22 protein-coding genes are annotated in these 24,556 nt (G+C 68.4%); 11 read left to right on the plus strand and 11 right to left on the minus strand.

Annotated features, from left to right (window positions below; genetic code table 11):
• Positions 1–3: 3 nt before the first annotated feature.
• Positions 4–501 (minus strand): GtrA family protein, encoded by a 498-nt coding sequence (locus ACZ7KI_RS23015; RefSeq protein ID WP_470275155.1) that lies wholly within the window; start codon positions 499–501, stop codon positions 4–6.
• Between the two features lie 152 nt (positions 502–653).
• On the opposite strand from ACZ7KI_RS23015, the gene ACZ7KI_RS23020 reads away from it, so the two are divergent.
• From ACZ7KI_RS23020 to ACZ7KI_RS23050, 7 genes are all read left to right on the plus strand, one after another.
• On the plus strand, positions 654–1,988 hold the full coding sequence (locus tag ACZ7KI_RS23020; protein ID WP_470275277.1) for an FAD-binding oxidoreductase: 1,335 nt from the start codon (positions 654–656) through the stop codon (positions 1,986–1,988).
• Positions 1,985–2,740, plus strand: a complete 756-nt coding sequence (locus ACZ7KI_RS23025; RefSeq protein WP_470275156.1) for a decaprenylphospho-beta-D-erythro-pentofuranosid-2-ulose 2-reductase — start codon at positions 1,985–1,987, stop codon at positions 2,738–2,740. Before ACZ7KI_RS23020 ends, ACZ7KI_RS23025 begins: the two co-directional genes overlap by 4 nt.
• A 72-nt stretch (positions 2,741–2,812) precedes the next feature.
• Complete coding sequence (locus tag ACZ7KI_RS23030) at positions 2,813–3,298, plus strand: YbaB/EbfC family nucleoid-associated protein (RefSeq protein ID WP_470275157.1); 486 nt, start codon at positions 2,813–2,815, stop codon at positions 3,296–3,298.
• On the plus strand, positions 3,295–4,785 hold the full coding sequence (locus ACZ7KI_RS23035; protein ID WP_470275158.1) for a WXG100 family type VII secretion target: 1,491 nt from the start codon (positions 3,295–3,297) through the stop codon (positions 4,783–4,785). The genes ACZ7KI_RS23030 and ACZ7KI_RS23035 overlap by 4 nt, the downstream gene beginning before the upstream one ends.
• Complete coding sequence (locus ACZ7KI_RS23040; RefSeq protein WP_470275159.1) at positions 4,782–5,498, plus strand: hypothetical protein; 717 nt, start codon at positions 4,782–4,784, stop codon at positions 5,496–5,498. The genes ACZ7KI_RS23035 and ACZ7KI_RS23040 overlap by 4 nt, the downstream gene beginning before the upstream one ends.
• On the plus strand, positions 5,498–6,091 hold the full coding sequence (locus ACZ7KI_RS23045; protein ID WP_470275160.1) for a hypothetical protein: 594 nt from the start codon (positions 5,498–5,500) through the stop codon (positions 6,089–6,091). Before ACZ7KI_RS23040 ends, ACZ7KI_RS23045 begins: the two co-directional genes overlap by 1 nt.
• Before the next feature lie 82 nt (positions 6,092–6,173).
• Entirely contained in the window at positions 6,174–6,971 is a 798-nt protein-coding gene (locus ACZ7KI_RS23050; RefSeq protein WP_470275161.1) for a class I SAM-dependent methyltransferase, read from the plus strand.
• Here ACZ7KI_RS23050 and ACZ7KI_RS23055 read toward each other — a convergent pair.
• From ACZ7KI_RS23055 to glf, 5 genes are all read right to left on the minus strand, one after another.
• On the minus strand, positions 6,950–8,455 hold the full coding sequence (locus ACZ7KI_RS23055) for a hypothetical protein (RefSeq protein ID WP_470275162.1): 1,506 nt from the start codon (positions 8,453–8,455) through the stop codon (positions 6,950–6,952). The two genes, ACZ7KI_RS23050 and ACZ7KI_RS23055, sit on opposite strands and share 22 nt — an antisense overlap.
• Positions 8,456–8,493: 38 nt before the next feature.
• On the minus strand, positions 8,494–8,874 hold the full coding sequence (locus ACZ7KI_RS23060; protein ID WP_470275163.1) for a hypothetical protein: 381 nt from the start codon (positions 8,872–8,874) through the stop codon (positions 8,494–8,496).
• Positions 8,875–8,972: 98 nt separating this feature from the next.
• Positions 8,973–9,926 carry a decaprenyl-phosphate phosphoribosyltransferase gene (locus tag ACZ7KI_RS23065; RefSeq protein ID WP_470275164.1) on the minus strand — a complete coding sequence of 318 codons (954 nt, stop codon included), beginning with the start codon at positions 9,924–9,926 and terminating at the stop codon, positions 8,973–8,975.
• On the minus strand, positions 9,923–10,441 hold the full coding sequence (locus ACZ7KI_RS23070; RefSeq protein ID WP_061980615.1) for a phosphatase PAP2 family protein: 519 nt from the start codon (positions 10,439–10,441) through the stop codon (positions 9,923–9,925). The genes ACZ7KI_RS23065 and ACZ7KI_RS23070 overlap by 4 nt, the downstream gene beginning before the upstream one ends.
• A complete protein-coding gene (gene glf, locus ACZ7KI_RS23075) occupies positions 10,434–11,660 on the minus strand; it encodes a UDP-galactopyranose mutase (protein ID WP_465495804.1) in 1,227 nt (408 codons plus the stop codon). Before glf ends, ACZ7KI_RS23070 begins: the two co-directional genes overlap by 8 nt.
• A 77-nt stretch (positions 11,661–11,737) precedes the next feature.
• Here glf and ACZ7KI_RS23080 point away from each other — a divergent pair, with 77 nt between their 5' ends.
• A complete protein-coding gene (locus tag ACZ7KI_RS23080; protein WP_470275165.1) occupies positions 11,738–13,747 on the plus strand; it encodes a DUF6541 family protein in 2,010 nt (669 codons plus the stop codon).
• Between the two features lie 711 nt (positions 13,748–14,458).
• Here ACZ7KI_RS23080 and ACZ7KI_RS23085 read toward each other — a convergent pair.
• Positions 14,459–15,352: an LLM class flavin-dependent oxidoreductase gene (locus tag ACZ7KI_RS23085; protein WP_470275166.1), complete on the minus strand. Its 894-nt coding sequence runs from the start codon at positions 15,350–15,352 to the stop codon at positions 14,459–14,461.
• A gap of 82 nt (positions 15,353–15,434) precedes the next feature.
• On the opposite strand from ACZ7KI_RS23085, the gene ACZ7KI_RS23090 reads away from it, so the two are divergent.
• Positions 15,435–16,235, plus strand: a complete 801-nt coding sequence (locus tag ACZ7KI_RS23090) for an HAD family hydrolase (RefSeq protein ID WP_470275278.1) — start codon at positions 15,435–15,437, stop codon at positions 16,233–16,235.
• On the opposite strand, the gene ACZ7KI_RS23095 is transcribed toward ACZ7KI_RS23090, so the two are convergent.
• Positions 16,232–16,966, minus strand: coding sequence for a lysophospholipid acyltransferase family protein (locus ACZ7KI_RS23095; protein WP_470275167.1), 735 nt, complete (start codon positions 16,964–16,966; stop codon positions 16,232–16,234). The two genes, ACZ7KI_RS23090 and ACZ7KI_RS23095, sit on opposite strands and share 4 nt — an antisense overlap.
• A gap of 103 nt (positions 16,967–17,069) precedes the next feature.
• Here ACZ7KI_RS23095 and ACZ7KI_RS23100 point away from each other — a divergent pair, with 103 nt between their 5' ends.
• Complete coding sequence (locus ACZ7KI_RS23100) at positions 17,070–18,320, plus strand: hypothetical protein (protein WP_470275168.1); 1,251 nt, start codon at positions 17,070–17,072, stop codon at positions 18,318–18,320.
• Here ACZ7KI_RS23100 and wsfD read toward each other — a convergent pair.
• Together wsfD and ACZ7KI_RS23110 are read right to left on the minus strand one after the other, a co-directional pair.
• Positions 18,281–19,747, minus strand: a complete 1,467-nt coding sequence (gene wsfD / locus ACZ7KI_RS23105) for a glycan biosynthesis hexose transferase WsfD (RefSeq protein WP_470275169.1) — start codon at positions 19,745–19,747, stop codon at positions 18,281–18,283. The genes ACZ7KI_RS23100 and wsfD overlap by 40 nt on opposite strands.
• Positions 19,744–21,354 carry a hypothetical protein gene (locus tag ACZ7KI_RS23110; protein ID WP_470275170.1) on the minus strand — a complete coding sequence of 537 codons (1,611 nt, stop codon included), beginning with the start codon at positions 21,352–21,354 and terminating at the stop codon, positions 19,744–19,746. Before ACZ7KI_RS23110 ends, wsfD begins: the two co-directional genes overlap by 4 nt.
• Before the next feature lie 264 nt (positions 21,355–21,618).
• Between ACZ7KI_RS23110 and ACZ7KI_RS23115 the strand changes: the two genes are divergently transcribed.
• Positions 21,619–23,556, plus strand: a complete 1,938-nt coding sequence (locus tag ACZ7KI_RS23115; protein ID WP_470275171.1) for a DUF6541 family protein — start codon at positions 21,619–21,621, stop codon at positions 23,554–23,556.
• Between the two features lie 25 nt (positions 23,557–23,581).
• Here ACZ7KI_RS23115 and ACZ7KI_RS23120 read toward each other — a convergent pair whose 3' ends face one another.
• Positions 23,582–24,550 (minus strand): lysylphosphatidylglycerol synthase transmembrane domain-containing protein, encoded by a 969-nt coding sequence (locus tag ACZ7KI_RS23120; protein WP_470275172.1) that lies wholly within the window; start codon positions 24,548–24,550, stop codon positions 23,582–23,584.
• Between the last annotated feature and the right edge of the window lie 6 nt (positions 24,551–24,556).

Here is a 24,556-nt window from a genome sequence, read left to right on the forward strand (position 1 = left end):
TCCTCAGTTCTCCTCTGTGCTGGTCAAGACTGGGCTGGCGGCGCTTGCGCGGGGCTCACGGAAGACGACCCACTTGAGCATGACGAAGTTGATCACGGTCGCGGTTGCCTGCGACACGACCCAACCGAGTGTGGCCTTCCAGGCCGAATCCGGCAGGACGTGCAGCATCGTCCGGTTGACGCCCACGGCGACGAGGAACGTCACGGCGTACAGAAGGACGAAGCCGCCGATCTGACGTGCGCCTTCCTGCCGTCCACCGGCGAAGGTGAACTTGCGGTTCAGGAAAAAGGCGGTCGTGGTGCCCACGATGAAGCTGAGCGCGCGGGCGATGTCCACCCACGGCGTCGCGTCCATGCCGAGGGCACGCAGCCCCTGGTAGACACCGAAATCGACGAGGGCGCAGAACCCACCGATGAGGCCGAAGCGGATGAGCTGCCCGAGCAGCCCAGGAGAGGACGGCGCTGCTGCCGTCGGGCCGGCTTGCGGGTCGGTCGCCACCACTGCTCTACCTCATAAACTGCTGGGGCTGGTGGCCAAAGTGTAGAAGCGGCCACTTCAGGGTCACGTTCCGGGCAGTGTTCGGCGTGGTTACCCTGGTCGGCGTGACCCAAGCACCCAAGACACAGCGGCCCAGAACACAGCGGCAGTCGCTCATGGGCTGGGCAAGGACGTCGCCGAGCATCGCGGACGTCCTGAGCACGCCCGACGTGGAAACCATCGCGCGGGCGGTGACGCAGGCGGGGGCACGCGGGGTCATCGCGCGCGGCCTCGGCCGGTCGTACGGCGACCCGGCGCAGAACGCCGGTGGCCTGGTCGTCGACATGACCGCGCTCGACCGCATCCACTCGATCGACCCGGATTCCGGCATCGTCGACCTCGACGCGGGCGTCAGCCTCGACAAGCTGATGCGCGAGGGCCTGCCCTACGGCCTGTGGGTCCCCGTGCTGCCGGGCACGCGCCAGGTCACCATCGGCGGCGCGATCGCGAACGACATCCACGGCAAGAACCACCACTCGGCCGGCAGCTTCGGCAACCACGTCGTGTCGATGGACCTGATCACCGCCGACGGCCAGGTGCGCACGCTGACCCCGGAGGGCCCCGACTCGGAGCTGTTCTGGGCGACCGTCGCCGGCATCGGCCTGACCGGCATCATCGTCCGGGCCAAGATCCGGATGACGAAGACGGAGACGGCCTACTTCAAGGCCGACATCCAGCGCACGGCGAACCTCGACGAGACCCTGGCGCTGGTCACCGACGGTTCCGAGGACAACTACACGTACTCGTCCGGCTGGTTCGACTCGATCTCCAGGGGCGCGAAGCTCGGCCGCGCCGCTTTCCAGCGCGGCTCGCTCGCCAAGCTGGACGAACTGCCGCCCAAGCTGCGCGCGGACCCGCTCAAGTTCAACCCGGGCACCCTGGCGACCCTGCCGGACGTGTTCCCGAACGGACTGGCGAACAAGCTGTCGTTCTCCGCGATCGGTGAGCTGTACTACCGCAAGACCGCGAAGAACGCGCGCGACCAGATCCAGAGCCTGACCGCGTTCTACCACCCGCTCGACCTGTTCGGTGAGTGGAACCGCGCGTACGGCTCCAAGGGTTTCCTGCAGTACCAGTTCAGCACGCCGCTGAACGCGCACGAGCCGCTGCGCCGGATCATCCAGAAGGTCGCGGACTCCGGGCACGTGTCGTTCCTCAACGTGTTCAAGCAGATGGGCGAGGGCAACGCGGCGCCGCTGTCATTCCCGCACCCCGGCTGGATGGTCTGCCTCGACTTCCCGATCAAGGACGGGCTGAGCCGGTTCTGCCAGGAACTCGACGAGGACGTGCTCGCGCTCGGCGGCCGTCTGTACACGGCGAAGGACTCCCGCACCTCCGCGGAGAACTTCGCGAGGATGTACCCGCGGCTCGAGGAATGGCGCAAGGTCCGCGCTTCCGTTGACCCCGAAGGCGTTTTCGCCTCTGACATGTCCCGAAGGTTGGAACTGTGATCGACGCTGTGGGCAACCCCCAGTCCTTGCTGCTGCTCGGCGGCACCTCCGACATCGCGCTCGCGATCGCGGAGAAGTACCTGGCCGAGAAGCCCCTCCGGGTCGTGCTGGCCGGACGTCAGTCGCCTCGGCTCGACGCCGCCGCGCAGCGTCTGAAGGACAAAGGCGCCGAAGTCGCATGCGTGGACTTCGACGCCAAGAACATGGACTCGCACCCGGCAGTGCTGGACAAGGCGTTCGAGGGTGGCGACATCGACGTCGCCGTCGTGGCGTTCGGCCTGCTCGGCGACCAGGAAGAGCTGTGGCAGGACCACGCGAAGGCCGTCGAGGCGGCGACAGTGAACTACACGGCCGCGGTTTCGGTCGGTGTCGCGCTGTCGAACAAGCTCAAGAAGCAGGGCCACGGCAAGGTCATCGCGCTGTCGTCGGTCGCCGGTGAGCGGGTCCGCCGGTCGAACTTCGTCTACGGCTCCACGAAGGCCGGTTTCGACGGCTTCTACCTGGGCCTCGGCGAGGCGCTGGCGCCTTCCGGCGTGCAGGTCACCGTCGTCCGCCCCGGGCACGTGAAGACCAAGATGACCGAGGGACTCGAGGACGCCCCACTGGCGCAAACCGCCGAGCAGGTCGCCGAGATCGCCGTCAACGCCTCGCGGGCCGGCAAGGAACTGGTGTGGGCTCCCGCGCCCTTCCGCCTGGTCATGTCGGCGCTGCGGCATGTGCCCCGCCCGATCTTCCGGAAACTGCCGATCTAGGGAACGAGCGCGTTACTCCATTCGTCTCACCCGGGCACGGACATCCCTCCGTCCCCGGGTTGAGAGGAATCGATGGCTGACCAGGAAGCCAGGCTCGACGCGGCCATCCGGTCGTTTCAGGAGCAGGCCGCCAAAGCAGCGGAGCTGAAGGACAAGATCGCCGGGCTGCGCGGGTCCGCGCGCAACGCCGACGGTTCGGTGACGGTGACCGTCGCCCCGTCGGGCGCGTTGCTGGGACTCCAACTGTCCCCCAAGGCGATGAACCGCACGCATACCGCGCTGCAGCAAGAGATCCTCACCGCGATCAGAGAAGCGACGCAGCAGGCCGCGGCCGCGATGCAGCAGACCGTCCAGCCGATTCTCGGCGACCGCGCGGAACAGTTCAAAGAGGCGTTCAACGCCCATATCGAACCGCTTGGGCCGAGCACTCCCCCGCCCGCGGAATCCCTCGCGGGCCCGGCCGCCCAGCAACCCGTCCGTACCCAGCGTCCGGCTCGTCCGGCCCCGGCCGATGACGACGACTTCGGCGGCCCCATCCTGCGGAGGGATTCGTTTTGACCAGCTTCGGCGTACAGACCGACGCGCTCACAGCGCACGCGAACGGGTCCAAAGAGGCTTCAGGGAACTTCGGCAGCCTCGCGAGCCTGCTGGAACAGGCCAGGGTCTCGGACGACTGCTTCGGCCCGCTCGGTGAGCTGATGGCCTTCAAGTATTTCGAGGGTCTGCAGGAATGCCAGGACCTCGCCGAACAGGCGAAGTCCTTCCTCGACCAGATCGCCGACAAGACCACCACCGCGGCGAAGACCTACCTCGACCACAACCAGGGCACCGCCGCGGTCATCACCGGCCTCGGTACCGGGCTGGGCGACGGCGGTAGCGGCCCCGGCAGCCTCGGCGACCTCAACAGCGCGGGCGACTCGGGCCGCAAGGGGTTCTGGGAGCAGAACGGCGGCTACGGCAGCTCGTGGATCAGCACGTCGTCGGACGTCTCCCGGGCGAGCAGCCCGCCGGACGTCGCGATCGCGGCCGTGCACGCGCGGATGGAACAGCTCCAGCTCGTGACGAGTCCCGGTCAGTCCTTTTTGGACAACGGACTCGGCTTCCTGATCGGGATCGTGATCAGCCCACTGGTCGAACTGGTGCTGGAACCGGCGATCGGCGACCCCGAGCAGATGCGCAGCACCGCCAAGGGCTGGGAGCAGACGGCCAAGTGGCTCGACGGCGTCGCCGAGCACGAGCAGAAGCGCGCCGACGGCACCAAGGAGGCCTGGAAGGGCGAGGCAGGCGAGGCGTTCCGCGGCCAGATGACCGAGTTCTCGGGCGGCGCCAAGGCTTTCGCGAACGACGTCCGCGGCCTGCAGCAGATCCTGGAGATCGCGGCCGACCTGTTCGACGCTTTCGTCGAGATCGCCATCGACATCATCCAGGAACTGGTGATGGGCCTGATCATCGAATGGCTGGCCGCGCTGGCCGCCTCGTGGATCACGGCTGGCGCGTCGGTCGGCGCGGCGGGCGCGGCGACGGCGGGCCAGGTCGCGGTGACCGGTGGACGGCTCGGGATGAAGGTCAAGCAGCTGCTGGGCAAGCTCAAGCCGCTCATCGAAAAGCTCGAAGACATCCTGAAGATGCTGCGCAACGGGCCGCTGAAGAAGGTCGTCGAGCGGGCCGAGGGGCTGCGCGACGGCAACTGGCTGCAGAAGCGGCTCGCCGACCAGATCGACAAGAACCCGCTGGCCAAGATCGTCACGAAGGCGAACCCCACGACCGGTGCCTCCAAGACCGCCAACAAGTTCGCGAACCGCTACGGCGTCGGCGGCGAGGGCTCCGACGCGCTCACCACGAACCTCACCGAGGCCGGGCTGCGCGCGATGGGCATGAGCGGGACGACCAGCCTCGGCAAGGCCGCCTTCCGCGGGAGTGCCGGTAATCTGGCCGAACTGGGCGTCGAGCAGGGCGTCAAGGCGGGCTACAACGAGTCGCAGGACTCGTCGTCCGAGGAAGAGCGCCGCGCGGCGACCGACAGAGGGTTCACGATCGAAGAATGAATCTCGGCTACCCGCTCGGGGCCGCGTCGCAGGCCCTGCCTTCGCTGCACCCGGGCGAACGGCTGCTGTGGGCCGCGTACGGCCGGACGCTGAACTACGACGTGCGCGGCCTCGATCCGTGGGGTGTGCCGAAGAAGAGCGTCCTGGGCAAACTCGGCTCGGGCGCGGCGAACTTCGCCGGCGACATGGTCAGCGCCGCGCTGGGCGGGGACGACGGTGACGGCGCGTCGAATCCGCCGTCACCGCAGGTCATCGTGTTCGGCGAACAGGGCGGCCTGGCGCATGCGGCGGTGCGTGAGCTGTCGACGAGCGGCTCGCTGTCCCGGTTGTGGGCGCTGACGAGTGCGCGGCTGCTGGTGCTGGAGAAGTTCGTCCCGCCGCCGGAGCCGGAGAAGTCCTCGGAGAAGTCGTTCATGTCGAAGGCGATCGGCTTCGGCAAGGGCGTGGTCAAGACGGGCAAGGAGATCGCCGCGATCATGACCACGAAGACCTACGGCCAGAACACCGAGGGCGTCCCGATCGCGACGCACCGGATGGTCGTCGCCGCCGAGCTGCCGCGCGAGCGGATCGGCGGGTTCACGGTGGCGGAACACGGCAAGAAACGCCGCCCGTGCCTTCGGGTGTCCTTTGTGGATGGATCGGGGATGGATTTCCTGTTCGACTGCGACGATCCTCGGCAGTTCGCCTGGCTCCACGCGGTGACGGTGCGCTGATGGAGAACACACTTCCGATGGCGAAGTCCGTCGACGAGATCGTCGAACGGGAACTCCACCAATTCTGGCTCGCGCCCGGCGAACGCCTGATCATCGGCTGCCCGCCCGCGCACGGTTACGTGGGCCTGCTGCTGGACGGCGAGCTCACGCTGCCCTACGAGGCGGCGCGGGAAACCCCTGCGGTGACCGGCAAACCGCGTTGGCCACTGCCCGCTCCGGGTGTTCTCGAAGCCGACTGGACCGACGATCCGACGATCGCGTACTGGGTCGTCGCGCGGTCGGCGGACCAGATCGCCGTGCGGATCGCGGACCACCTCGCCGGTGGATGCGGCGAGGCGCGGCTGACGTTGTCCGACCGGCGGCTGGCGCTGGTCTACCCGGCGCGGATGCTGGAGGGCGAGGATCCCGCCCAGCCGTTCCGGACCTTCGAGGAGATGCCGTCGGGCGTCGTGCGTTCGGTGTCCGCGCTGTACCTGGGGCGGAGCTTTCCGCCGCGGCCGGTGCTGCAGTTCGTCTTCGCCGACGGCTCGGTGGTCTACCAGCGGGACATGCTGGCGGTCGACAAAGCGGCACGGGCCGACTCACGCCGCTGACCCTCGCATTTAGTCCTCTAAATGCGGTAGTTGCCTACGCAAGGAGCGCATTTAGAGGACTAAATGCGGGACGATGGAGGCCATGGGGAGAACGCGGCTCGACACGCATCAGGGCAGGCACCTTTTCGGCCAGGACCCCGAGTCCTACGACGCCGGACGCCCCGGCTACCCCGACCGCGTCTACGAAATCCTCGCCGCCGAGTGCGGCCTCGGCCCCGGCGCGCGCGTCGTCGAGATCGGACCGGCGACCGGCCTGGTCACCGCCCGGCTGCTCGCCCACCAGGCCACGGTCACCGCGGTCGAACCCAGCGCTCCCCTGGCCGGCTTTCTTCGCGCCGCGCACCCCACCGAAGCCCTCGACGTCATCACCGCCCCTTTCGAAGACGCCGAACTCCCCGACGACGCCTTCGACCTCGCGGTGGCGGCCACATCCTTTCACTGGGTCCAGCCCGATGTGGGCGCCGCGAAGCTGCGGCGGATCGTCAAACCGGGCGGGCATGTCGCGCTCTGGTGGATGATGTTCGAAGACCCGGACCGGCCGCACGAGTTCGACGCGGCCGCCGAAGAGATCCTCGGGATGTCACCGGGGACCGTGATGGATCCGGGCGGGCCGCCGTTCCAGCTGGACGTCGACGCCCATCGCGAGTACCTGACCGCCGCGGGCTTCACCGGTTTCGACGGCGAGGTGATCCGCTCCGAAGCACGGATGGACGCCGTCCGGCTGCGCACGTTGTACGCGTCGATGGCGCTCGTGCTGAGTCATCCGCCGGAAGAGCGCGTGCGGCTGCTCGACGCCATCGAGAACCTCGTCATCGACCGCTTCGGCGGCGAGGTCGTCCGCCCCTTCGTGACGGGGTTCTACCGGGCGGGCAGGAGGTAGAGCTGCTGGGTGCCCATCCACGGCGAGCTGATCGTCCAGGTGGCCAGCGCGTTCGGCGGCGGCGCCTTCCGGGTGGTGGCCAGCACCAGATCCGGGGTCGCGGGCGGGACGCTGTGGTCGAAGAACCGGAAGTTCGCCTCCAGCAGGGCCTTGCCGAGGTCGCCGCTGCGGCTCTTCGTCTCGACGATCGCCGGGTCGACCGAGCCGCGGTCGGAGAACTGGTCGACGATGTCGCAGTCGCAGGCGTAGGCGAGCGCGCCGACCTCACCGGCGCTCTCCACCTTGCGCCCCTTGGTGAGTTCGGCCAGCTGCGAGCCGATCTTGCGGTACTCGTCGGACGCGGCGTGGTTGCTGGTGATGGGCGCGAACCGCCGCGGCAGCTCAGGCGTCGCGTAGGCGACGACACTCACGAGAAGGAACGCGCCGGCGAGAACCCCCGCGCCGAGACGAGCCCGGCCGGGCACCGCACAGGCACCGGCGGCGAGGAAGATCGACGCGCCGATGATGCTCGGCGCGTAATACCAGTGGTACGGCGGGACGTTCAGCCAGCAATAGGCCAGATAGTGCGCCGCACCGGCGATCGCGAGGGTCGCGAACGGCACCAGCCGCTTCGCCCGCTCCGAACCACGCCGGAAGTGGAACGTCCACAGTAGACCGGCGAGGCCGCCGATCACGAGCGGCAGGAACGCGAGCGTCGACGCCACGGGGAAGTTGCGCCAGTACAGCAGCGGGCCGTTGGTGAAACTGAACGGTCCCCACGACCGCTGCATGATCTTGATGACCAGGGTGTCGGGCACCGCCGAACCCAGCACGAGCCAGCTGAACCCGAACCACGGCAGCATCACCCCGAGCGCGGCGAACGTCATCCGCCAGATGCCCGCCCAGAACTCTCGGCGCGCGAGGAACAGCACGAAGGCGATCAGCAGCAGGTCGATCCGGATGAGCGCGATCAGGCCGATCACCGCACCCGCGGCGGCGGGGCGGCGTTCGTGCAGGAACACCATCAACCAGACGACGGCCGTCGCGCCGAGGGCGACTTCGAGCCCGACCGACGACAGCAGCAGCGGATTCACCAGCAACAGACCCAGCGCCAGCGGGGCGAACCCGCCGGGAAGGCCGGTCGCGGTGCCGATGCGACGCAGGCCGAGTACGAGGATCACCTGGCTCGCGACGAAGACGACCCCGGCGGCGAAGACGGCGTCTCGGGCAATGAACGTGAGGAGCGCCAGCACGAGGACGTTCAGCGGCGACGTCGCGGTGTTGGCGGTGCCGTCCTCGATCAGGCCCCAATGACCGTGGAAGGCGAGGTTCTTCGCATACGACAGCGTAATGTACGTGTCGTCGATCAAATGCCCGCTGACCAGGGCGAACACCAGGGACGATGCCACCGCCGCCCCGGCGGGCAGCACCCAGGGACGAGCGAGGACGGCGGCTACCGGCAGCGCACCGGGGACCTTGGGCAATTCAGCGGAGGCGCTTCGCATCACGAACACCGTACACGGTGTCGTGATGATTCCGTTATCTACCGCCCGTGGTACTCGTCACGCCAGCCACGGTCACCGTGGCCGTCGCGGAAGTCGCGGTGACCGCCAGGACCGGCCGAACCGCGGTGTTCGCGAGAGAAACCGGGCCGGTCGCCGTGGTGGGAGGCCAGGCCGACGGCGGTTCCGATGACTCCACCGCCGATGATGAAGCCGAGGACGCCCACCGCCACCAGTTGCGTCGCGCGATGCCCGGCGAAGCGGCGGAAACCGCCTTTCGCGGGCGGAGCCGGCGGGGGCCCGGTGTGGGCAGCGGCCGGTGTCTCGGGTTCGGCGGGTTTCTTCGCGGTCTCGTCCGCCACTGCCTGGGGCTGCTCGACGGTCTTGTCGTCGTCATCGGACGGCCGCTGCGGGTCGCTCATCTTTTCGCTCCTTGGTCGATGGGAGCGGGGATGTCACCCGCTCCCATCACCGAGGATGCGTGTCCAACCTGTGGATCCGCTGTGCCGGACCTGTCGAATCAGAGATAGAACGACAGGAACAGCGTGACGATCCAGCCCGCCCCGAGGACCTGCAGCACCCGGTCCTTGAGCGCGATCTCCTCCGGCTCGCCCGCGTTGCCGCCGTCGACGTCGACGGCGTAGCGCAGGACGGCCACCACGAACGGGACCATCGAGACGACGGCCCAGACCGAGTTGTGCTCGACCTGGCGGATCTCGAACGCCCACAGGCAGTACGACATGATCAGGATCGCCGCGGACGTCGCCCACACGAACCGCAGGTAACTCGCCGAGTACTTCTTCAGCGAAGACCGGATCTTCGCGCCTGTCCGCTCGAAGAGCATGATCTCGGCGTAGCGCTTACCGGCCACCATGAACAGCGAGCCGAACGCGGTGACCAGCAAGAACCACTGCGAAAGCGCGATACCGGCGGCGACACCACCGGCGATCGACCGCATCAGGAAGCCCGAACCGACGATGGCGAGATCGACCACCGGCTGGTGCTTGAGCCCGAAGCAGTAGCCGAGCTGAACGGCCTCGTAGACCGCCAGCACGACCGCGAGCTGCCAGCTGGCGAGGAACGAGATGCCGAGGCCCGCGGCGAAGAACACGCCCGCGGCGACGAACGCCACCGGCACCGGCACGATCCCGGCCGCGATCGGCCGGTTCCGCTTGGTCGGGTGGGCCTTGTCCGCCTCGACGTCGATCGCGTCGTTGATGAGATAGACCGAGGAGGCCACCAGCGAGAACGCCGCGAAGGCGATCAGCGCGGCGATCAGCAGGCCGGTCCGGTCCGTCGACTTGGAGAAAGCGAAGAACGGTGCGGCGAACACGAGCACGTTCTTCACCCACTGGCGCGGGCGTGCCGTCTTGATGATGCCGCCGACGAGACCGCCGGCGACCTTCTTCGGTTCGGCGGCCACGGGCCCTGCGTCTTCAGGCTTGGAATCGGCCTTCTCGGTCGTTTCGCTCATTGTCGTTTCTTCAGCTTTCGTCGTATGAGACCACCGACGAGGCCCCCCAGGGCTGCTCCGGCCAGGACGTCGGTCGGGTAATGGACGCCGAGTACCAGCCTCGAGGCGAGCATCGGCGGTACCAGGGCCGGCACCAGGTTACGCCCGGTCAATCCGGAGTAGAGCACCGCCGCCGCCGTAGTGGAGGTGGCGTGCGAGGACGGGAAGCTCAGCTTGCTCGGCGTCCCGACCAGGACCTCGACGCTCGGGTGATCCGGGCGCGGCCGCCTGACCACGCGTTTCACCGCGATGGACGCGGCGTGCGCGCCGACGACGCCGACCGCCGCGACCAGCCAGTCCTTGCGGCGCTTCTTGTCCACCGCCGCCCCGACGAGCCCCAGCGCGAACCATCCCGCGCTGTGCTCGCCGAAGTGCGAAAGACCCCGTGCCGCCTTGACGGTGACGTCACTCTTCAGGACGCCTTGCGCCTTCGCGAGGACCGCCACCTCGCCGGTGGGAGCGCCCTTCTCAAGCATCGAGGGACCCATCGATAGGCGCGCCATCGGTCAGGTGCGGCGCGATCTTGTTCTCGAACGCGGTCAGCGCGGAGCCGATCGCCATGTGCATGTCGAGGTACTTGTAGGTACCGAGACGGCCGCCGAACAGGACGTTGCGCTCCTTGGCCTCGTTCTTGGCCAGCTCGCGGTAGGCCTCGAGCTTCTCGCGGTTGTCCGGGGTGTTGATCGGGTAGTACGGCTCGTCGGCCTCGCCCGCGAACCGCGAGTACTCGCGGAACACGACGGTCTTGTCGTTCGGGTAGTGCTTGCGCTCCGGGTGGAAGTGCCGGAACTCGATGATCCGGGTGTAGGGCACTTCTTCGTCGTTGTAGTTGACCACCGAGGTGCCCTGGAAGTCGCCCGTCTCGACGACCTCGGACTCGAAGTCCACCGTGCGCCAGGTGAACCGGCCGGCGGAGTAGTCGAAGTAGCGGTCCAGCGGACCGGTGTAGACGGTCGGGGTGCCTGCCGGGATGTGCTCACGGACGTCGAAGTAGTCGACGTTCAGCCGCACCTCGATGTTCTCGTGCTCGGCCATCTTCTCCAGCCACGCGGTGTAGCCGTTGACGGGCAGGCCCTCGTAGGTGTCGTTGAAGTACCGGTTGTCGAAGGTGTAGCGGACCGGGAGCCGGGTGATGATGTCGGCGCCGAGGTTCTTCGGGTCGTTCTCCCACTGCTTGGCCGTGTAACCGCGGATGAACGCCTCGTACAGCGGACGGCCGACCAGCGAGATCGCCTTCTCTTCGAGGTTCTGCGCGTCCGCGGTGTCGAACTCCGACGCCTGCTTCGCGATCAGCTCGCGGGCCTCGTCCGGCGTGTGCGACTTGCCGAAGAACTGGTTGATGAGCGCCAGGTTCATCGGGAACGAGTAGACCTGGTCCTTGACCCGCGCGAACACGCGGTGCTGGTAGTTCGTGAACTCGGTGAAGCGGTTGACGTACTCCCACACCCGCTTGTTCGACGTGTGGAACAGGTGCGCACCGTAGCGGTGCACCTCGATTCCGGTCTCCGGCTCGGCCTCGGAGTAGGCGTTCCCACCGAGATGGTGGCGCCGCTCCAGCACGAGGACCTTCTTGCCGAGCTCGGCCGCGGCCCGTTCGGCCACGGTCAGCCCGAAGAAACCGGACCCGACCACGATGAGGTCGTAGCCGGTGAAATCGGCTTCAGTAATCTTGTCGGGGTTCGTGTGCGCGCTCACGGGCGTCGAGGGTACGCACGTCGCCTCCGTGCCCTGCAGCGAGCACCGGTTTTCACCTTCGACACACTTAGGAAGCAGTGCCTACTCCGGACACCTTCTGGTCGTACTTCGGCGCGACCGCCACCTACCTGGCCGTGCTGGCGATCCCCGGCGGCCTCGTCGGCCGGGCCGCCGGCCTGCGCGGCTGGGCCCTGGCGGGGCTGGCCCCGCTGCTGTCCTACACGGTAACCGGACTGGCCGGTCCGTGGCTGGCACTCGCTGGCGTGTCGTACAACCCGCTGACCGTGGCGGCCGTCACGCTCGTGCTCGCCGGCGCCGGCTTCGGCCTGCGGAGGCTGGGCTCCAGGTTCGGCTGGATCAAGCCGGGCGCCGAAGAGCCGCCGACGAAGTGGCATCCCCGCGCGCACTACGCCGTCGCGGCCTGTGTGGCGCTGGCCGTCGGGATCTCGATCCTCGTGGTGCTCTCGGCCCGCGGCGGGACGACGGCCGTGTTCCAGCGCTGGGACACCGTGTTCCACGCGAACGGCATCCGCTACATCGCCGAGACCGGCGACGGCTCGCTGACCGGCATGGGCACCATCAACTGGTATCCGGACGGCTCGTTCTACCCGAACGCGTATCACCTGGTCGGCTCGCTCGTGTACTCGATCTCGGGTACGACGATCCCGGTCACGCTGAACGCCATCACGATGCCGGTCGCCGGGATCTTCGCGCTGTCGATGGTCGCCCTGATCCGTCAGCTCGGCGGCCGGGCGGTGTTCGCGGGCTGCACGGCACTGGTGGCCGCGGCCGCGACGACCGGCGCGTACGAGTCGGTGTCCAGCGGGCTGCTGCCGTTCGCGCTGGGCATAGTGCTGACCCCGCTGGCCGTCGTCGCGCTGGCCCGGTTTCTCGCGCGGCCCGGCATCGACACCGGCTATGTGCTCGCGCTGACCGCTGTCGGGCTGCTGGCGGCGCACTCGTCGGCGTTGTTCGGGGCGCTGCTGTTCGCCTTCCCGGTGGTGGTGCAGCGCTGGTACCGCGCGCTGCGGCACAAACGGCTCGACGGTGTGCCGGAGGGCCGCGGCGGCTGGCGGGTGATCGGCGGCGACGTCGTCAAGATGGTGCCGGTGATGGTGGCCAGCGGGCTGCTGGCGGCACCGCACATTCTCGGCGCCCTGAAATTCACTTCGGGTTCATACCCTTATTACGCGTGGGGCTCGCAGCTGCCGGTGGAGAAGTCGCTCGCGCTGCTGCTGACGTTCCGGCAGGTGCTGAGCGCCCCGCAGGTGTGGCTGACGGTGCTGCTGGTCATCGGCGTGCTGAGCCTGTTCAAGCTCGGCAGGATGCGCTGGATCGGGCTCTCGGCGCTGGGCTTCTCGGCGCTGTTCGTGCTGGTCGCCTCGTTCGGCGCCGAACCGTGGGTGATCTCGCTGTCGCGGCCGTGGTGGAACGACCGCTACCGCCTGATGGCGCTCGCCGCGATCCCGCTCTGCCTACTCGCCGGGCACGGGATGGCGGAGCTGCAGCGCTGGTTCGCGAAGTGGGCGAGCGGCCGGTCCTGGGTGAAGAGCAGGCCCGCCTTGCCCGCCCGGCTCGGTCTGGCGACCGCGGTGTTCGTCGTGGCCGCCTCGGCGGTGCTGACCAAGGGTTTCTACACCGAGTCGAACGCGCACGCGGTGTCGTTCCTGTACTACAACGGCCCCGAGGGTGAGGTCACCCCGCCGGTCAGCGCCGACGAGCTCGCCGCGATGGACCAGCTGACCAAGATGAACATCGGACCGGACGAGAAGGTGCTCAACGAGCGCTTCGACGGGACGGCCTGGCTGTACGCGATCACCGGCATCCATCCGGTGGCCGGGCATTACGACCCGGGTGTGCCGCCGCCGGACGCGAAGTACCTGGCGCTGCACTTCCGCGAGTACGACACCGACCCCGAGGTGCGGGCGGCGGTCAGGCGGCTGAACGTCAAGCATGTGCTGATCGGGAGTACACCGATCAAGATCGGTGAGCCGCCGGCGCCGGGGCTGCGGGATCTGGACGGGCTGGATTTCCTGCGGAAGGACTTTTCCAACACGGGCGCCTCGATCTACACCCTGACCCGCTGAGGATCACCTGACGCAGGTCTGCGCCCTCCTCCTGTGAGCCCCGTGAGATGAAGGACGCTTTCATAGCGAATTTTGCAATGAGCCTTTTCCATCCTGAGGTTCTGGGGGAGCGAGGTCGCCCCGGTCTCGGACGGTGATCAACGGAGGATCGGGGACGTTGAGTGTCCCCGATCCTCCGTTGATCAAGGTGTGAGACCGGGCGACGATACCCGCGGAACCACCACCCTCGGGCAGGCCAGGCGTAGGTACTGAAGAGGGGTCCGTCCTGACCCGAATCGCCACACACGACCAACGGGCCGTTCATGACGTTCGGGAGGGTCCGCTGCGGTACCCCGAACGGTCTCCCCAAGGGCGCCCCGCGCCCGACGGAGACTTCACCGTCGCGCGCCCTCTTTCGGGCCGAAGGCCCACGGAAACATTTTGCAGGGCGCCGCCCGCTCCCGCGTGACGTCCACTGCGATCTGCGCCCTGCGAAATTTTTCCGTCAGCGCGCGACAGATAAGCACAGTTCCGTCAGCGCGCGACAAAAATTACAGCTCGCGTGGTCGCGGACTGCCCCTGCCGCGACCACGCGAGCCTTTGTCCCCCATTCACCCCCGGGGTGACCCGTGAGGGGCAGCCGTCGTCGGCCGCGCCCACTCGCTGTACTTCTCTTCAGACGACCGTTAGGCGGAACCGGTTTACCCGGCCCGTCAACGTCACCCGTTCGGCCTAAGAATTTTTTCCTTGGAGTACCGGGAGTACGTCGCTGGCGACTTCTTCGAGTGTCGACTCGCGGCCGACGTAGTAGTCCCCCGAGCGTGGCCAGTGCGTGACGATGTCGGTGAATCCGAGTTCCTCGGCCCGTCCTGCCGCGTCGGTGAACGCGCCGACGCTGGAGAGCGAGAAGACCGGAGCCGCGTCGAGGCTCAGGAACCGTTGCACGCTCGCTTTGTCCCGGCCAACGGCCTCGACTCGCTCGTCGAAGGTCTTCACGAGTTCCGCGATGCCCTTCCACCACTCGTCCTGGGTCTCCGCCTTGATGCCGGTGGTGGCCCAGCCCGCGCCGAACCGGGCGGCGAGGGTCATCGTGCGTGGCCCGTTCGCGGCCACCAGGAACGGCAGTCGCGGCCGCTGCACGCAACCGGGCAGGTTCCGGGCACCCTTGGCGCGGTAGTGCTCGCCCTCGAAGTCGAAGCCGTCGGTCATGAGCAGCCCGTCGAGTGCCTCGACGAACTCGGTGAAGCGGTTCGTGCGCTCTTTCACTGACAGTTCCGGGCCGTCGAGGACGGTGGCGTCGTAGTGGGTGTGCGGCACACCGGCGCCGACACCGAGGATGAAGCGGCCGTCGGAGACGTCGTCGAGGGTGATCAGCTCACGGGCGAACGGCACGGGATGCCGGGCGACCGGCGAGGCGACGAAGGTGCCCAGCCTGATCCGCGACGTGACCATGGCGGCCGCCGTCAACGTTGGCATCGCACTGAACCAGGGGCCGTCGACGAGGGTCCGCCAGCCCAGGTGGTCGTACGTCCAAGCGTGGTCGAAGCCGTACTCCTCGGCGGCCCGCCATTTCGGCTCGGCCGCCCACCAACGATCTTCCGGAAGGATCACGATGCCTACGCGCACACCCGGGAAGGTAGCGGTCTCCGCCGACACTTCGCCCGATGGGCGGATCTTCGGGGACAATGTGCCGGTGGAGAAACCGCTCTTGATCGCGTCCGACGTCGACGGCACCCTGCTCGGCCCGCTGGAGGTCCTGACCGAACGCACGGTGGACATCGTCCGGCGCGTCACCGCGTCCGGGGTGCCGTTCGTGCTGGTCAGCGGCCGTCCGCCGCGCTGGATCGCGCCGATCGCGGAGCCGCTCGACCTGACCGGTTACGCGGTCTGCGCGAACGGCGCGGTGCTGTACGAGATCGGGACGGACCGGATCGTGGCGGTGCACGGCCTGCTCGAACCCCAGTTGCTGCATGACACCGTGAGTGCTCTTGATCACGCTCTTCCCGGCTGCCGGTTCGCCGCGGAACGGATCGGCGAGTCCGCGCGGGATCCGGAGATGCGCAACTTCGTGATCGAGCCGGACTATCACAATCCTTGGGGCAATCACGAAGGCACGGAGGCGCCGAGGGCCGAGGTGCTCGGGCATCCGGCGATCAAGCTGATGATCAGCAGGCGCGGGATGAGCTCCGACGAGATGGCGCGGGCGGCCCGCGAGGTGCTCGACGGTTCGGTCGACATCACCTATTCGACGAACTCCGGGTTGATCGAGGTCGCCGCGCACGGCATCACGAAGGCGACCGGGCTGGCCGAGGTCGCCGCCCGGTTGGGCGTCCCGGCCGAGCGGGTGATCGCGTTCGGCGACATGCCCAACGACCTCGAGATGCTCGGCTGGGCCGGGCACGGCGTGGCGATGGCCAATGGACATCGTCAAGTGCTGGCCATCGCCGACGAGGTGACCGCGCCGAACTCCGAAGACGGTGTCGCGCAGGTGCTCGAACGCTGGTTCTAGCGGCCCTCGCGGTCGAGCTTGGCGGCCTCTTCCGGCGTCGGCGCGGTGCCGCCGAGGTGCGCGGGGAGCCACCAGCGTTCGTCGTCGGAGCCCGGCTTCTCCGGGTAGTCCGCCTGGACGCGGTCCACGAGCGCGGACATCCGCACGCGAAGGTCCTTCGAGAGGACCTCGGCGTCATCGTCGGCCTTCGGGTGGATCGGCTCGCCGACGAGGATCGAGATGGGGACGTGGCGTTTGGTGAGGTCCTTCGGGCGGCCCTTGGTCCACAGCCGCTGCGTGCCCCACAGCGCCATCGGGACGACCGGGACGCCGGCTTCGGCCGCCATCCGGACGGCGCCGGATTTGATGTCCTTCACGGTGAACGACCGGCTGATCGTCGCTTCGGGGAACACGCCGACGACCTCTCCGGCCTTCAGGCGCTCGACGGCTTCGCGGTACGACGCGAGTCCCGCGCCGCGGTCGACGGAGATGTGGTGCATCCCGCGCATGAGCGGACCGGCGACGCGATTGCTGAAGATCTCCTTCTTCGCCATGAACCTGACCAGGCGTTTCGCCGGCTGCGCGCCGAGGCCGCAGAAGATGAAATCGAGGTAGCTCACGTGGTTGCAGGCGATGACCGCCCCACCGGTGGCCGGGATGTGCTCGGTGCCCTCCACCCGGATGCGGTTGTCCAGCACCCGGAACATCAACTTCGCCGCCATGATGACGGGCGGGTAAACGAGCTCAGCCATTCGTTCAGGTTACGCTACCGTAGGGTAACCAACCTACGGTCGCGTAGGTCACACGCGCGCACTCACGCCATCACCCCAGGTCACTGCCCCTAAACTGGGTCCGGTGACGCACGAGACCACCGAAATCACCCTCCTGCCGCGAGGCAGACCCAGCGCCCAGCGTCTCTGGGCGTATCTCGCGCTGGGCACGGTTTCCCTGATCAACCTGATCTCCTTCATGCCCAAGTTCCCCAAGCCGCACGAACAGGCCTGGGGCGACGCGGTGAACTACTACCGCATGTCGGAGCAGACCGGCGCGGCCGTGGAGAACCCGTTCGCGTTGCGGATGCTGAGCCCGTGGATCGTCCACCGCGGCAACCTGCTGACCGGGCTCTCCCTCGATGTCCTCTGGGTCGGCCTCACCTTCACGGTCACGCTCGCCACGGTGCTCGTCTTCTTCGAATTCCTGCGCTCGTACCTGAAGCTGCAGCTGTTCACCGCCGTACTCGCCGCCGTCGCGCTGGCCTGCACGTTCTGGTACGCGCCGTACGCCTTCAGCAACCCCTGGCTGGTGGACCCGCTCAACAACCTGCTGTACCTGCTCGCGATCTGGTTCATCCTCAAGCGCAAGCTGATCCCGTTCGCGATCGTCATCGTGCTCGGCGCGATCAACAAGGAGACGACGCTCCTGCTGGCGCCGCTGTACCCGCTGATCGCATGGACGCGCGGCCGTTCCTTCCGGGATCGCGACGTCCTCGGGGGCATCGGCGTGTTCGTGGTCGCCACCGGCATCTACGTCGGTTACCGGATCTGGGCACAGAACCTCATCGGCGGCGACTACGGCTTCGGCGCGGGCCAGTCGAACAGCGGCCTGCTCGACAACATCCGCTTCGCGCTCAACGCGAGCAAGGGCACCGGTCAGGTCGAACTGTTCACCACGTTCCACTTCTTCTGGCTGATCTTCGGCTACGGCCTCTACCAGCAGTACCGTCGCCATGGCCTGCGCGCGGAACTGCTGATCTCCAGTGTCTGGCTGTTCGCCTGCTGTCTGGCCGGACGGCTCGTCGCGACCGACACCCCGCGGGTGTTCGTGATGATGGCGCCGCTGATCGTCGCGCTCACCGCCCTCGTGCTCGACCAGCAGCGAGGAGAGGGACGGCGGCTCTGGGTCGGCGCGCTGTTCTTCCTCTACGTCGCGGTGAACCTGCGGCTCGTCGGGGGTGCCGCGGTGTTCTGGGTCGACGCCGTCGCACTACTGATCTTCGCCGCGCTGGTGTCGTTCCCGGCAACGCCGCGCTGGGCAGGAGGCAAGGGCTTCAACGGCTTCCGGCCGCATCAAGGGACCTTGGACGTCGGGGAAGGCAAGTCCGTCTGACGCGCGAAGGTCACCAGCGCCAGGACGACGCCGAGCAGCGTGCAGTACAGCGCGATCACCTGGTGCTTGACGTTCTCCAGGCCGTCGGCCAGCGCCGCCAGCGCGAACTGCCCGGCGGCGACGGCGAGCAGGAACCCGAGCGCGACGCCCACCGCGTCGCGCCGGGTCTTCCAGCCGCGCGCGGCGAGCAGGAACCAGATCGGCAGTAGCGCGAAGAAACCCAAGGGCGCCGAGAGTTTCGTGACGGTCGACGCCACCGGGACCCGGTATTCCCGCGCTTCGGGGGCGAATCCGGCCGAGCGGTCGAAGCTGCCGAGGTAAGGCGGTCGCGCGGTGAGCAGGTCGCCCGCCGCGCGGTGCAGGATGCCGATGGTGCGCAGGGGATGCGTCGCGAAGTACTCTACGACGTTGTGCCTGCTGATCCGCTCGCGGTATTTCGGATACTCGGGATCGAGCGTGGCCGGCCGCGGATGCCACCAGCCGTTGCCCGCGTACTGACCGAACGAAGCGGGCAGCCCCAACGCGGCGAGGTCGGCTCCGGTGTCGTGCTGACCGTCCACAATGGTCAGAAAGATCGTGTTGAACATGTTGATCTCGCGGGAATCGTCGCCGGGGCGCTCGGCGATCGAGCCGTCGGGCAGCTTCGCCGGTTCGACGGTCTGCTGCGCGTAGGCCGTTCCTCCGGCGAGCGCGCCGATGACGAAGACCACGGGCAGCCATCGCTTCGTGCCGCGTACGCCCGCCGGGCGGACGAGCAGGGCGGCGAGCGCCAGCAACGGCAGGATCATCAGCGTCTGCACCTTGGCGTTGACCGCGATGATGCCGCCGAACAGCAGTACGGCCAGTCCCGCGTAGCGCCACCAACCCGGCCGCGCGGCCACCAGCAAGCCACCGACGGCGAGCAAAAGACCGAGGAACGCGGCGCCTTCGCCCAGTACGGACGCGAAGTAGCCGAAGAACGCGGAGTCCGCGACGACCAGCAGAAGTCCCACGGTCGCGAAGAGGCGGACGCGTCGCGAGTACGGCAGGCCGACGACGATCAGCGCGACCGCCGTCGCGGCCAGGACGCTCATGAGCACGCCGAGCACGACCAGGCTGAGCGTGGACTCCAGCCCGAGCAGGCCACCGAGTGAGCGGGCGATCCTCGCGAACCAGCTTTGGCTCAGCAGGTACGTCGCGTCGCATTCGCCCGCCGGAACGGTGTACTCGAGCCGCACGAACGGCTCCGGTTTCCCCTTCCACGGGATGCCCGCGCCGCACAGCACACGGAAACCGTCACCGTTGTCGGACATCGCGACCGGCCTCGGCACGAGGAAGCGGACGAGCAGCACGGTGAGCGCCGCGGCGAACACGCCGAAGCCGAACAGACGAGAGGACGCTTCGAGCGCTGCTGGACGGCCGGGGGAAACGCGTTCGTCGACACTCACGAAGGGCACGGTACGTGGCGGAAGTCGGGCGAGAAGTCGAGGGCGGGCGTGACCGACCGCTCGACATCGGCCCGCAAGAACACGGCGATCCACGCCGAGGTGCCTTCACGCACGAAGGTCGCGACGCGGTACCTGGCCGCGTACGCCGGGTCGATCGCGCAGGACTGCGTCGCCGAATAGCCGCTGTCGGTGATGACGGCGATCGTCGGGTGCCGCCGGGAGACGACGGCCTCGCCCGCTTCCTCGGTCTGCCCGCGGACGCCGACGATCTGCAGCTGCGTCCCGGCGTGATACGACAACGCCCCCGGCGCGGACGTGCTCACGACCGAACCGGGCGGCAGGTAGACGCCGAGCCAGCGGCCGATCTCCTCCATCTGCGCGCCGTGGTCGTGCCAGGCACGCACACTGGCCAGCATGTCGGGGCTGAACACGGAGGCCAGGACCGCGAGCCCGGACAACGTCACCGCGGCGGCGGGCATCAGCCGCTGAACGGACGGCCTCGGCCGAGGGCTCGGCTTCGGTGCCGCGGTGAGCACGCCGTAGACCGAGACCGCGGCCACCGCCAGCAGCGGCGGGATCGGCGCCAGCAGGCGCCACGCCGGGGCGGCGTCACCGCCGAAGAAGACCACGAACCCGGTGAGCACGACGGCGGTGGCGAGCATCAGCCAGATCAGTGCCCTGGCCTCGGCTTCGTGGGGCGTACGGCCGTTGCGGCGCAGCGGCAGCGCCACCGCCGCGACCAGGCCGAGCAACAGGAATCCCTGGTGGACCACCGAGAATCCCGACAGGTAGTGCCAGCCGCTGTCGATTCGCGCCGGGAGGTCGAGGTCGAAGGGGATGAGGATCGAGGTCGGCAGGACGTGGTCGTAGTAGGTGGCCCGCCACGCCGTCCACGGCGCGACGAAGACGAGCCCGCCGAGCAACCAGCCCACCGGCGACCACCAGGTGTACCGGCCGCGCAGCGCGGCGATGACCAGCCAGCAGCCGACGAGCACCGCGAGCAGCGTTCCCGACGGACGCGTCATCATCGCGAAGGCGACGAGCACGCCCGCGACCACCGGGCGCCGTGCCGCGAGCGACGCGAAGACGCCGAGGACGAGCAGGACGAACAACGGCGTCTCGGTGCCGGATCCGCCGTACGCGGCGAGTCCTCCGGCGGCCGCGACGAGCACCGCGGCGGCCACGCCACAGGCCGGACGCGGCTCGCCCACCGCCCGCGCGACCACCCGGTTCACCGTCACGTACGCGAGCAGGACGGCACCGAGCGTGGCGAGGATTCCGAGCACGATCGCCGACGTCTCGATATCCGCTCCGAAAGCGGCCTTCGGCAACGCGATCGCGATCATCCAGAGGAAATTCGCGTAACCCTCGATCCGTTCGCCGGTGTTGAACACCGGACCGTTGCCGTCGGCGATGTTCTGCGCGTAACGGAAGGTGATGTACGCGTCTTCCCCGATGGTCGAGTAGGCCAGCTGGTGCACCAGTGAGAAACCGAGGGTCAACGCGAGCGTGGCGGCTCGCCAGTTCTCGTCGGTACTGATCTTGGGCCAGGCCACGAGGACGAAGGCGGCGACCACGAGCCACGCGCCGACGACCGCGACCACCACGTGATCCCCACCCTCCCGGGCCGAGCCTCTCCCCTGACGAAAAGACTACGGTCAAGTATCGATCACCGCGCCAAGGTGTTTCTTTTGGCGCAGTGACTCGACACGAATGGGCGAGTGGAGTTTGCCAAAAGTAGGCATAGGCGCCGTGATTTCCCCGTCGTGATGTGACCCGTTCGAGTAACGGTCCCCGCAGGTTAATCTGGCTGTCCATTCCGTTCCGCACCTCGGGGTTCTGTGCGGATTCCCCCAGCCCCGAGGAAGTTCGTGCCCACCCAGACCTCCGCGCTGACCGACGTCGTCACGATCTGCGTCACCCTGCTCGTCATCGGCCTTCCCGGCGTGCTCACCGGCCTCGCCGCCGGGCTGCGCGGCTGGGTGCTGGCCGGGATGGCGCCCCTGCTGAGCTACGCCGTCGGTGGTCTCGCCGGACCGTGGGCGGCCGCGCTAGGGATCCCGTTCAACCCGGTGACGTACGCGGTGGCGACGGCCTTGTTCGCCGGTGTCGCCTTCGGTCTGCGACGGCTCACCCTGCGCCGATGGCCGCCCACGCCGGAGGAGCCGCTGTGGGGACGGGCCGGGCACCTCGCCGTCGGGGCGTGCCTGCTGCTCGCGGCCGCCATCGGGATGTACGCGGTGGTGCGCGGGATGGGCAGGTTGGACGCCATTCCGCAGGGCTTCGACGCGGTTTATCACGCGAACGGCGTCCGGGAGATCGCCGAAACCGGGGACGGCAGCCTGTTCGGCACCGGCGAGGTCAACTGGTACGGCGACGCGGCGCCGGTGTTCTACCCCAACGCCTACCACCTGCTCGCGTCCGTGGGGTACCTGCTCAGCCCGGCGACCATCCCGCTGACGCTGGACGTGAACACCGCGCTGCTCCCGGCGTTGCTGGCGTTGTCGCTGGTCACGATGGTGCGGGTGTTCCGAGGGCGGGCGGTCTTCGCCGGCGCGGCCGCGCTCGTCTCCATCGCGCCGTCGATGGGGCTGTACGAATCGATGAACCGGGGACCGCTGCTGCCGTTCCTGCTCGGGCTCGCGCTGACCCCGCTGGCCGCCGTCGCGGCGAAGCGGTACCTCGACCGTCCCGCGCCCGACACCGGTTTCGTGCTGGTGATCGGCGCGGTCGGGCTGCTGTGCGTGCACTCGTCGGCGCTGTTCGGCGCGATCCTGTTCGCCGGTCCGCTGCTGCTGCAACGCTGGATCGCACCCGGTGAGCGGTGGCGGCGGATCGGACGGGACCTGCGCGCGCTGGCGATCGTCGGTGTCCTCGCGATCGTCGTGGCCTGGCTGCAGCTGTTCGGGGCGCTCGGACTGGCGAACGGGGAGGTGCCCTACCGCAGCTGGCCGGTCGAGTGGCGGGCGACGACGGCGCTCGGCGCGCTGCTGGGCTTCCAGCACCAAGCGCCTTACCCGCAGATCTGGCTTTCGGCGGCCCTGCTGCTGGGCTTCATCTTCTTCGCGCGAGCGGGCGCGCTGCGCTGGATCGGCGTGACGGCGTTGCTCACCGGCTTCGCCTACATCGCGGTGACGTCGTCGGAGCAACCGGTCGTGCTGGCGCTGTCCCGGCCATGGTGGAACGACCCGTACCGGTTCATGGCGATGGCGGCGATCCCCCTGGCCGTCATCGCGGCGCACGGGCTCGCCGAGACGCAGGCGTGGCTGCGGGACACCGTGGTGCACCGGAAGGTGCCCGCGTTCGTCGTCGCGGTGGTGGTCTTCGGCGGGTTCGCGTTCTTGAGCAACGGTTTCTACGCGCGGGCGAACGCGGCGATGGTCGCGCCCGGCTACGCGAACACCCCCGGTATCAACCAGCACAAGCTGCCGGTGAGCCCGGACGAGGTCGTGGCGATGGAGAAGCTCGCCGAGTTCGTGAAGCCCGGCGAGCGCGCGTTGAACGACCGGCTGGACGGGACGGTGTGGACCTACGCGCTGTCAGGCGTCCGCACCACTTCCGGGCATTTCGACGAGACGCTGTCACCGTCGGACGCGCGGCTGCTGGAGTGGCACTTCCGCGAGTACCCGGCGAATCCCGACGTCCGGGCGGCCGTCCAGCGGCTGAACGTGCGCTGGGTGATCCTCGGGCAGTACGGCTACCCGCCGGGCGCGCCGCGCCAGGCCGGGCTGCGCGATCTGGACGGCCTGAACTTCGTGAGCGAGGTCTACCGCAACGCTGACGCCGTCATTTACCGGCTGATCCCCTGACGCGTTTAGTCCTCTGAATGCGGTCCTAAACGCGGGTCGCGAGGCGGGCGGAGAGAGCGGCGGCGCCGGCGGTGATCAGGTCGGCGACGGTGAACATGACGCGCGAAGCGATGGCGAACGCCGTCGCCTGGCCGACGGTGAGACCCGACGCGGTGAGCACGGCGACCTGGGCGACCTCGCGGACACCGACCCCGCTGGGCAGGATGAACGCGAACGTCCCGACGGTCATCGCGACAGCCATCGCGCCGACGCACAGCACGAAGCCGCTGAAGCCGGGCGTGCCGACCGAGTTCGCCAGCAGCCACAGGTGCACACCTTGCAGCGCCCACGCGGCCGTCGACGAGCCGAAGACCTTGCCGACGACGGACCAGCTCAGCCGGTGGTCCAGCGGCGGGCGCCGCAGGATCCGCAGCACCAGTGACGTACCCCAGGTGAGCACGCGCGGATGCAGCATCGCCAGCCCGACCGGGATCAGCACGAACAGCCACAGCGCCCGCGGGCTGTTGCTGAACACCGCGGGAGCCGCGAGCAGCGAGACGACCAGCGCGGAGACCACGCCGACGCCGAGCTGGATCAGCGAGCCGGTGAAGATCCGGGCCCTGGCGAGCCCGGCCTTGCGGCCCAGTTCCATCTGCAGCAGGTACGCCCACACCGAACCCGGCACGTACTTGCCGAGCGAACCTACGAGGCAGATCTGCGCCCCGCGGGCGTAGCCGATCGGCTTGCCGAGGTCGTCGACCATGACCTGCCAGCCGTAGGTCGACACCATGATCGCGGCGATCAGCGCGAGCAGGCTCAGCGTGGAGGATTCCCAGGCGACGTCGGACAACGTCCGCCAGAATTCCGCCCAATTGGCGACCAGCGTCTTCGCGGCGAAACCGACTACCGCGATGATGGCGATCCAGCGGACGACGTCGAGGATCTTCGCTTTGGTGGATTTCGGTTGCTTTACCGCAACCGGAGACTCCTCCTCGGGCGTTTCGACGGTCGTCACTGAACC

The organism is Amycolatopsis sp. NPDC039088, assembly GCF_055598845.1.